The following is an 8308-nucleotide window of genomic DNA, read 5'->3' on the forward strand; positions in this document are numbered from 1 at the left end:
AAGAATATGATTTCAATATTCAGAAAGATAAGAGTAAAGTGGCAGATATGGAGAGGGCAAGCTATAGACATATGGTCAAAGAATGCTTATCCTGCTGATGTGTTGAGTAACCTTTGCAGCAATGGTTTCCGTTTTGATGGCGTTGTCTGCGGCAGTATGGAGGGTTTTCTCCAATCATTGAAGCTGCAGGACATAAACAAACAGCGTCAAATATGTAGTATGAAAGGGAAAAATGCAAAGAAACAGACTTCGGCAGGATGGCAAACTGACCAGATAGTATGGTGGAAGGGAAAGGCTATAGACCGACAGAGCGGAGAATTCACAGCTCTTGTCCGCAAAGCCTATAATGCTATGTTCGAACAGAGTGAGCGTTTCCGTACAGCTTTAATGGCAACACGTGGTATGATTTTATATCACACAAAGGGTAAGAGCAATCCATACAAAACGATATTGACTGAGCAGGAGTTTTGCAGTATATTGACAGAGTTACGAGAAAACCATGATCATCGAGACAAGACTCAAGAGCTTATAAGCAAATCGGTACAACATGAGCCTAAAGCATAGCATTATGCCTTGTATATTTCACCGACATTGAATATGAATGTCGGATTTCAAGAAGGATTTCGAAAGATTAGAGGCTTTTTGATAGGACGTAGTTACTTCTATACTCTATATCTCATAAACAAACAAATAACAAACTTAGAAGTTGTGCCCGACACGGATTAGGGTATTGGAATATGAGATTCAAGGGATTCTTATGGATCGTATTAATAATGTTGCTTCTTGCAAGTTGCTCAGAGCAAATGGTGATAGAGGAAACTTTGTGTTCGCAGAAGTTGACAGAGCAGAAGAGCATGACAGTCAGTCCGCAGGACTCAGTCATGTCATTGCTCTATCAAGCTCGCTGGGGCGATGGTTCGGCATATTTGAAACTGGCAGATTGTTATCGAGATGGTATCGGTGTGAAAAAGGATTTCTTCGGAATGATTACTATGGCTCACATGGCTGAGTGGCGTGGAGCAATCAATCGCATGGATGACTATATCTACGGCTTGCCTGATGGACATGAATACAAAACTCTATTTTTATTGATGGATGGCTATAAGTCTTATATTCAAGAAGGTACAGACAGCGTGGAACATGTGCTATGCAATAATGGCTCACCAGAAGCTAAAACTCTTCTTGGAATTATAACTATAGATAAAGGTGACACCATATCAGGAATGAACATGGTTAAGGATGCGGCTGAACAAGGTTGTTCTTTGGCTGAACTGCTGTTAACCATACCTGATTGGAAAGGCAGACTGAGAGCAGATGCAACAAAGCTTGGCATAATTGCTCATCGTGTACCTCTCGCCTATCTGATTCTTGGCGACCTCTATTATGAACCTGACGATAATGGCAAATCAAACAAGCAACTTGCTGTAGAATACTACATGAAAGCAGAAGAACATGCTGTGTTGGACCGATATGGCGCAGAAAGAGTGCTCGACTATTACAGAAATGGAGGGAATGTCCAACTGACAGAAGACGATATCAAGCGATTGGAACTGATTGTACAACCTAAAGATGTAGAGACGGAATGAAAACAATAAAACAAGCATTTAGAACTTTATTAGTATTCATGCTAATATTCTATTGCGTAGGTGTCTATGCTCAGAGAAAAGAAGTTTCCTATTTCAACGATAGTGTTGAAATTTGTCCATTAGCAGACAAAGAACTTATAGACTCATGCTATTACCTATTGGATAGAAACATGATGTTGGAAACAGAAGGTGTCTATGGACAGATTGTAGTCCTGGACGCAACAACATCGGAAGTATTAGCTTGGGCATCATTGGAGAAAATGTTGGACGGTGAGTGTGAAGGGTGTGGTGATATGGTATATGTTCCATTCAAGAAGAAGGTCTGTTCTACAGACATCTTTGTACCCTTTATAGCTGCAAGGTGTTTAGAGGAGTCAAATACGCCTTTAGGAAGAATAGTCGATACTGAATGTGGTATATTGGAAGTCAGTGATAGTCTGAAAATACGTGACCATAATTGGCGAAGAGGTGGTTATGGAAAAGTTACATTTGAAAAGGCGTTACTGATGAAGTCGAGAATCGGAATGTACAAGGCTTTCACGACCATGCCAAATGGATCGGATTTATGGAGGCAAGCATGTGATACTACAGCGAAGAGTAACGCCATAGAGTTGGCTATGACTTTCAATCAAATATACCACCAAAAGTCATCTTTAGGATATGTCAAGAAGATTGCTACTGGCATTTTTGAGAAAAATGGAATACAACATCGACTTGCTCCAGAAGGTGTAAAACTGGCAGGTATGTACAACATACGGCAAAGTGATGACAATAAAAGAACTTCTGATGAATTTACGTTTGTTGGATGTTTCCCTGTCGATAATCCCAAATACACCATCGGCATGGTTGTCATTCGTCCTCATAAACTTCCTGCAACTTTTTGTATACTGAGCAAGGAGATGAACCAACTGATAGAATGGTTGACGGATAGGAATAAATAGAAGTTGTACCAAAAATACTATGAATATCAACAGAATACTTGCACTCAACATTCCCGACATACATCCTACATACGGAGGTGTAAGGGGAAAAACAATGTCATCACGCAGTCAGGGCTATGCCTGGCCAGTTATCAAGGACGCAGGCGTTCATACCATCATTGACCTTCGCAATGACGGCATGAACCAACGTATGCAAAACCTTTGTGAAAAGTACGGTATGGAGTATTTCTACTACCCTGTTGATAACCGTGCCGATGTCGTTGAAAGTATGGTGTCGTTGTTTCCTGATTTTTGTGAGCGCATCGACCGAGGCGGTTTCTATATCGCTTGTGCCATGGGGCTGCACCGTACAGACATCGCTCTCAGCACCTATTGGGTGTTCTATGGCGCAGATAAGGGAAAGGAGCCGCTGACCCTGCAAGGCTACCTGAAGGAAAGCGGCCACGGCACCTCAAAGATATTACGTGTGCTTAATGCCTTCTATGATAAGCTCACGGAGAGAGATGGCAAGGAGCCGATGCCCATCGAGGAGTTTAAGCGAAGAAAGCAAGTCATCAACGAGCAAAGCAAGAGAAACAACAAAAAGTAATAACCTCATAATAAGAATAGTCATGGAACAGAAATATACCATTTGCTTTGTCTGCACGGGCAATGCATGCAGAAGTCCATTTGCCGAGTGTGTACTCAAATCGATGCTCGAACAAGAGGGAATGAATAATATCGAAGTGTTCTCTCGTGGCACATTGGACTGGGGAGAAAACCCTCGTGACGCTAATATGGTACGAATTGCCAGAGAGTTGGGCTATGACCTGAAAGGCATGACCACACCCATTACTCGTGAGAAGTTGCAGGAGGCAGACTGCATTGTTATCTTTAATGCGGAACACCGTAATGCCATTTCTCGTGTGCTTGACTATGCGAATTGGGACAGGATTGTCATGTTCGACAAATTGGCATTTGGTACAGATACCGCAGTTATAGATCCGCACTATCAGACTGATGCCGTGTATCAGCGTGTGGCCTCACATATTGTGGATGGGTGCAAGCGGATGATTGAACAGTGGAGGAATAATCCACCGACTCACAAGGTGTAAAGATTGCAGAATAACAAAATCTTTCAGTCCCTTTCATCAGACTATGATGGCTATCATACGATGATGAAAGGGATTTTTTTCAGTCAAACAAAAGAATGATGATAGAAGATGCTTGTTCTACCTATCTTTCTTTATAGAAGTACAACTAACGAAACGAGGAGGAATGCACATGAATACGACAGAAGCAGAAAAAGACTGGTTGCGCCGCATCAGCAGAAAGGAACCTTCCGACACAGCAGAAAAACAGGCCAAGAAGGTAGTCAAAGAAGCCGTAGAGCAGAACCCCACCCCACTAAAGAAGAAAGGCAATGGTTTCGGTGATGTTGCCGGCATGAACGAACTAAAGAAGATAGTGACGGAAGGATTCATCAACGTACTCCAAAACCGAGAATGTGCCGAAGTCTATGGCATCAAGCCTCCGTCCATGCTGTTTTACGGCCCAGCAGGATGTGGAAAAACCTTCTTTGCGGAGAAGATGGCAGAGGAGGTAGGCATCAATTTTATGAAGATCGTTCCTGATGACTTGGCTTGCACTTGGGTTCACGGCACACAGCAGAAGATTGGCGAGGTTTTCAAGGAAGCAGAGAAAAACGCTCCTACCTTGCTCTTCTTTGATGAGTTTGATGCTATGGTGCCACAACGTTCGGGTGAGGAGGGCAATCAACATTATGACAGCGAGGTAAATGAGTTTCTCTGCATGCTCAACAATGCCTCCGACAAAGGCGTTTATGTCCTCGCAGCTACCAATCATCCAGAACGCATAGACAAGGCGGTACTGAGAACAGGACGTATAGATGAAATGGTGTATATCGACATGCCTGACATGGAAGCACGCAAGAGTCTGTTTGCCTTGGAACTATCGAAACTCCCCACAGAAGGCGATATTGACACAACCCATCTTTCCGAATTGACCAACGGTTACAACTGCTCTGACATCAGCTATATCGTCAAGTCGGCAGCTCGCAAGAAGTTCAACGAGACCATCAAGAGCCCTGACGGAAAGAAACATGGTATCACGCAGGAAGTATTGGTAGAAATCATAGCGACCAGAAGTCCTTCTGTTAGCACCAAGTCACTTCGAGAATATGAGCGTGTGAGGAGCGAGTTCTCCCCAAAGGACAAAGGACTCAAACCTGTAACCATAGGCTTTAGATAACAATAGTAATAACCATAAAAATTAAATCAGATGAAAGAAAAGATTTTGGCAGCCTTTGAAAACTTGGGCTTTAACTTGGAAGACAACGAATCGTTGGGTTATCACTTTTATTATGAGGGTATCAACTTTCTCTATATGTACAACGAAGATGATGAGGACTTCCTCAATATCTCTGTTCCAGGCATTTACGATCTGGAGGAAGATAACAAGGAAGGCTATAACGCACTTAAAGAGAAAATCAACTCCTCCCTTAAATACGTCAAGGCATACACCCTTGGCAAGGGGCTCTGGCTATTCTACGAACGTGACCTTCTTGGCAACGAAGACCTGGAGGAGGTGATCCGTCATATGATTCTTCACCTTGCTGCTGCTTTGATGTTCGCTCGCGACTCTATTGAAAAGATTGATAATGGCGAGAGCGATGAAAGTTCCGATAACGATAACAACGACTAAACGACAAGTATTATGACAAGACATGAAATGGTAGTCTCAGTACTACAGTCTCTAGGGTTCAAGCCTCAGATTGATGATGAAGGTGACATATTTATCCGCTATCAGATGAAAACGTTCTATGTGATGGGATCAAGTTCAGACGATGAAGACTATCTTGTTGTCGTATTCCCCCAAATGTATGAGGTTAATGAAGGGGAAGAAACCAAAGTCCTTGCAGTCTGCAACAAGATAACTCGCGAAATCAAGCTTGCCAAGGTTTATATAGACCAGACATTGAAGAATGTCTCGGCAGGTTGCGAGTTCTATTATAATGGCGAGGAGAGTTTGAAAACTTGCCTTGACAAGGCGATAGAGATTCTTGGCATGGTACGATTAACCTTCATCAAGACTATGCGTTCATTTGACTAACAATATAAAAATAAAAGAAAATGGAAGTAAAGAAAGAAATCCAGAAGACCCAGGTCTTCAATGTAATCATCCTCGACCGTAGCGGTTCGATGGAGTGCATACGTCAAGCCGCTGTTGAAGGATTCAACGAAACCTTAGCTGGCATAAAAAAGGCGCAAGAGAAGTTTGCCGATACTCAGGACCATTTCGTGTCGTTGGTGACATTCTGTAGTTGTGAGACAAAGCATGTGTATGACAAAACACCTGCGGCAGAAGCCAAGCCGCTGAATATAGAGGATTTCCAGCCATGTTGTACAACCCCACTCTACGACGCTATGGGCATGACGCTGACTGGTATGCACAAGCATATACAGGGCATGAAGGATGCTTTGGTGGTCGTTACCATCATCACGGACGGTATGGAGAATGCCTCTCGCGAGTATAACGGCAAGACCATTAAGGAACTTGTGGAACGGCTGCGTGGCGAGGGATGGACATTTACTTATATGGGAGCCAACCAAGACTCTGTAGAGGTGGCCATGTCAATGTCTATCCGCAATGCCCGAAACTTTGACTACAGCAATGAGGGAACACGTGCTTCGATGCAGAAAGACAGTAGCACCCGTATGAATCTCTTCGGTCGTCTGGCAAAGTGGAAAACAGCAGAGATGAAAGGTTGTTGTGCGGCTCCGGCATCTGAATCAGAGCGCCGCAACCTATATGCAAACATGGCTGATGAAGCCTTTGATGAGGAGGAAAACAAATGAAATCGACATCCATGAAACGAGCTTTCGTATTGTTTTGGCACGGATTTACCGCCATCCTTGCCTGTATAGCCAACTGGTTTACGACAATATTAGGCATGAAGGACGACTCCAAGTATGGCAAGTTCATACGCCGTGTTGTCGGTTCGTCCTTTGCTGTCATTATGGTGATGCTGACCGCTGCTGTGGTGTATAGTGTTTGTCATGCGTTCTATGAGGAACTTCCTTGGAAGTACAGAGCTAAAGAATGTGTTTTTGATACTATGAAACTCTCTAGAGGAGTCACCTACTTCCATTTGTATGACAACCCTGGCTATGTAAAGAACGCTGACGGCAAGAAAACAGTTACAGATATTGACTGGCTGTTCAAGCCGTTGGGTAGGGACACGCTCGCTTGCTACAAGAGTGGAGACAAACGTGGTTATCTAAGCCTTCTGACTGGTGAGGTAGCTATCAAGCCTCAGTATGCCCATGCGTGGATATTTTCCGACGGTCTGGCTTGTGTCGATGATAATGGATGGCTGAAGTTCATTGATGCAAAAGGAAAAGTAGCCATAGACCTAAAGACTCCATACAATCCAGAGTATGACGGCTATGTGTTTCACAACAATCATTGTGTTATTGCAAATAGCGACCTCAACACTGTAGGTCTGATTGACAAGCAGGGAAACTGGGTGTTGACTACCAAATATGATGCAATAGAGCCAGTTGATACTTTCTGGATTATCACTCAGGGCAAAAAGCAAAGTGTGTTGAACGCTTCTATGGGTACTGTTTTCCCATTCACCGAAGCCAAATACAGTATATTGGATGAAATGATTACCGAGATTACTCCCGACCATATCATTCGCAGATATACCTTGCAGGGCAAGCTCATCAATGACTTCTATATCTACAATGTGGAGCAGTTGACATACGAGACCAACGAGTTGCGTTACGAGTCAACAAAGAACTATGACGATGAAGGCAACGTGACAAGTGAAGAAATGAATTCTGTGCCATCTCCTATACATGCAGTCGCTCGCTGCAAACAGTATGAGACGGAATATGATTGGTACGGTCTGATGTCTCCAGAAGGTAAGGTTATCACACCTCCAATATATAGTAGCATCAAAGCTATAGCCTACGACCTCTACCTTTGTGAGGACTCAGAATGTAGAGGTGTTATCATCAATGGCAGAGGTGAGGAAGTCAGGTAAATATTGTGTTTTTTAGATAAAAGTGATAGTCGGAATTCATAAGCTGGCTATCACTTTTGTTCTCATAAAAAACAGAAATCTGAACGGAAACCCAAAGAACAGTTATGAATGTAAATCACTATGTAGCAGTACCCATAAACTTTTAAAGTAAACTTGTACACTCTCAAAATACTATACCCCAGTTCGGGATAAGAAATAGTTTATAAAAAAGTTGGTAGTCTCATAAATATCTTGTACCTTTATAGGTGAAAATCAAATAGTTACAAAAATATTTAATATGACTACCGATTGCAAAGTTACAGAATTATTTTGTATTATAGACGAGTTTTGCAAACATTTTGATGCAGAAAATGCAGGAAATTTGCTGGAAGACAATAGCGGAGTGAAGCGTAGACGGCGTGCAGCATCGTTGTCCGACAGTGAAATCATGACGATTCTGTTGTATTTCCATTTCGGTACATTCCGCAATTTCAAGCACTACTACCTGTTCTTTATTAAGGGTACGATGAAGTCTTATTTTCCGAAAGCTGTGTCGTACAACCGCTTTGTGGAGTTGGAAAGCCGCGTGTTCTTCCAGCTCATGTTCTTCCTTAATCTGGGAGCTTTCGGAAGATGTACTGGCATAACATTCGTTGATTCCACGATGATACCCGTATGCCATAATCTCAGGAGATATGCCAATAAGGTATTCAAGGGAATTGCCACTGACGGAAAAGGAACAATGGGTT

At 42.8% G+C, this 8308-nt stretch carries 11 protein-coding genes; all 11 read left to right on the forward strand.

Going from position 1 to position 8308, the window contains the following annotated elements; all coding sequences use genetic code 11:
- The first annotated feature begins 6 nt into the window (after positions 1-6).
- Positions 7-564, forward strand: a complete 558-nt coding sequence (locus CIK90_RS13130) for a hypothetical protein (RefSeq protein WP_094465801.1) — start codon at positions 7-9, stop codon at positions 562-564.
- 239 nt (positions 565-803) lie between these two features.
- On the forward strand, positions 804-1586 hold the full coding sequence (locus CIK90_RS13135; protein ID WP_094465803.1) for a hypothetical protein: 783 nt from the start codon (positions 804-806) through the stop codon (positions 1584-1586).
- Positions 1583-2527 carry a hypothetical protein gene (locus tag CIK90_RS13140; RefSeq protein WP_094465805.1) on the forward strand — a complete coding sequence of 315 codons (945 nt, stop codon included), beginning with the start codon at positions 1583-1585 and terminating at the stop codon, positions 2525-2527. The genes CIK90_RS13135 and CIK90_RS13140 overlap by 4 nt, the downstream gene beginning before the upstream one ends.
- 19 nt (positions 2528-2546) lie before the next feature.
- Complete coding sequence (locus CIK90_RS14010) at positions 2547-3116, forward strand: hypothetical protein (protein ID WP_144007291.1); 570 nt, start codon at positions 2547-2549, stop codon at positions 3114-3116.
- A gap of 22 nt (positions 3117-3138) precedes the next feature.
- Positions 3139-3621, forward strand: a complete 483-nt coding sequence (locus CIK90_RS13145) for a hypothetical protein (protein ID WP_158216077.1) — start codon at positions 3139-3141, stop codon at positions 3619-3621.
- Between the two features lie 169 nt (positions 3622-3790).
- The gene (locus CIK90_RS13150) at positions 3791-4777 is read left to right on the forward strand and encodes an ATP-binding protein (protein ID WP_158216078.1); all 987 of its coding nucleotides are present in this window, start codon (positions 3791-3793) and stop codon (positions 4775-4777) included.
- A 30-nt stretch (positions 4778-4807) separates the two neighbouring features.
- Complete coding sequence (locus CIK90_RS13155; protein WP_094465811.1) at positions 4808-5230, forward strand: hypothetical protein; 423 nt, start codon at positions 4808-4810, stop codon at positions 5228-5230.
- 12 nt (positions 5231-5242) lie between these two features.
- Positions 5243-5638, forward strand: coding sequence for a YbjN domain-containing protein (locus CIK90_RS13160; RefSeq protein ID WP_094465813.1), 396 nt, complete (start codon positions 5243-5245; stop codon positions 5636-5638).
- A gap of 20 nt (positions 5639-5658) precedes the next feature.
- Positions 5659-6384, forward strand: a complete 726-nt coding sequence (locus CIK90_RS13165) for a hypothetical protein (protein ID WP_094465815.1) — start codon at positions 5659-5661, stop codon at positions 6382-6384.
- Complete coding sequence (locus CIK90_RS13170) at positions 6381-7580, forward strand: WG repeat-containing protein (RefSeq protein WP_254046365.1); 1200 nt, start codon at positions 6381-6383, stop codon at positions 7578-7580. The genes CIK90_RS13165 and CIK90_RS13170 overlap by 4 nt, the downstream gene beginning before the upstream one ends.
- 277 nt (positions 7581-7857) lie before the next feature.
- Positions 7858-8308: transposase (locus CIK90_RS13175; protein ID WP_305775597.1), on the forward strand; the 451-nt coding region annotated here is incomplete at its 3' end.

The sequence above is a fragment of the Prevotella sp. P5-126 genome (assembly GCF_002251185.1).
GTDB lineage: Bacteria > Bacteroidota > Bacteroidia > Bacteroidales > Bacteroidaceae > Prevotella.

What these genes read in the sequence shown, in the direction of transcription:
- CIK90_RS13140 (WP_094465805.1), top strand. Translation starts at nt 1,583, where the DNA reads ATGAAAACAATAAAACAAGCATTTAGAACTTTATTAGTATTCATGCTA.
- CIK90_RS13170 (WP_254046365.1), top strand. Translation starts at nt 6,381, where the DNA reads ATGAAATCGACATCCATGAAACGAGCTTTCGTATTGTTTTGGCACGGA.
- CIK90_RS13130 (WP_094465801.1), top strand. Translation starts at nt 7, where the DNA reads ATGATTTCAATATTCAGAAAGATAAGAGTAAAGTGGCAGATATGGAGA.
- CIK90_RS13135 (WP_094465803.1), top strand. Translation starts at nt 804, where the DNA reads ATGGTGATAGAGGAAACTTTGTGTTCGCAGAAGTTGACAGAGCAGAAG.
- CIK90_RS13150 (WP_158216078.1), top strand. Translation starts at nt 3,791, where the DNA reads ATGAATACGACAGAAGCAGAAAAAGACTGGTTGCGCCGCATCAGCAGA.
- CIK90_RS13145 (WP_158216077.1), top strand. Translation starts at nt 3,139, where the DNA reads ATGGAACAGAAATATACCATTTGCTTTGTCTGCACGGGCAATGCATGC.
- CIK90_RS13160 (WP_094465813.1), top strand. Translation starts at nt 5,243, where the DNA reads ATGACAAGACATGAAATGGTAGTCTCAGTACTACAGTCTCTAGGGTTC.
- CIK90_RS13165 (WP_094465815.1), top strand. Translation starts at nt 5,659, where the DNA reads ATGGAAGTAAAGAAAGAAATCCAGAAGACCCAGGTCTTCAATGTAATC.
- CIK90_RS13155 (WP_094465811.1), top strand. Translation starts at nt 4,808, where the DNA reads ATGAAAGAAAAGATTTTGGCAGCCTTTGAAAACTTGGGCTTTAACTTG.
- CIK90_RS14010 (WP_144007291.1), top strand. Translation starts at nt 2,547, where the DNA reads ATGAATATCAACAGAATACTTGCACTCAACATTCCCGACATACATCCT.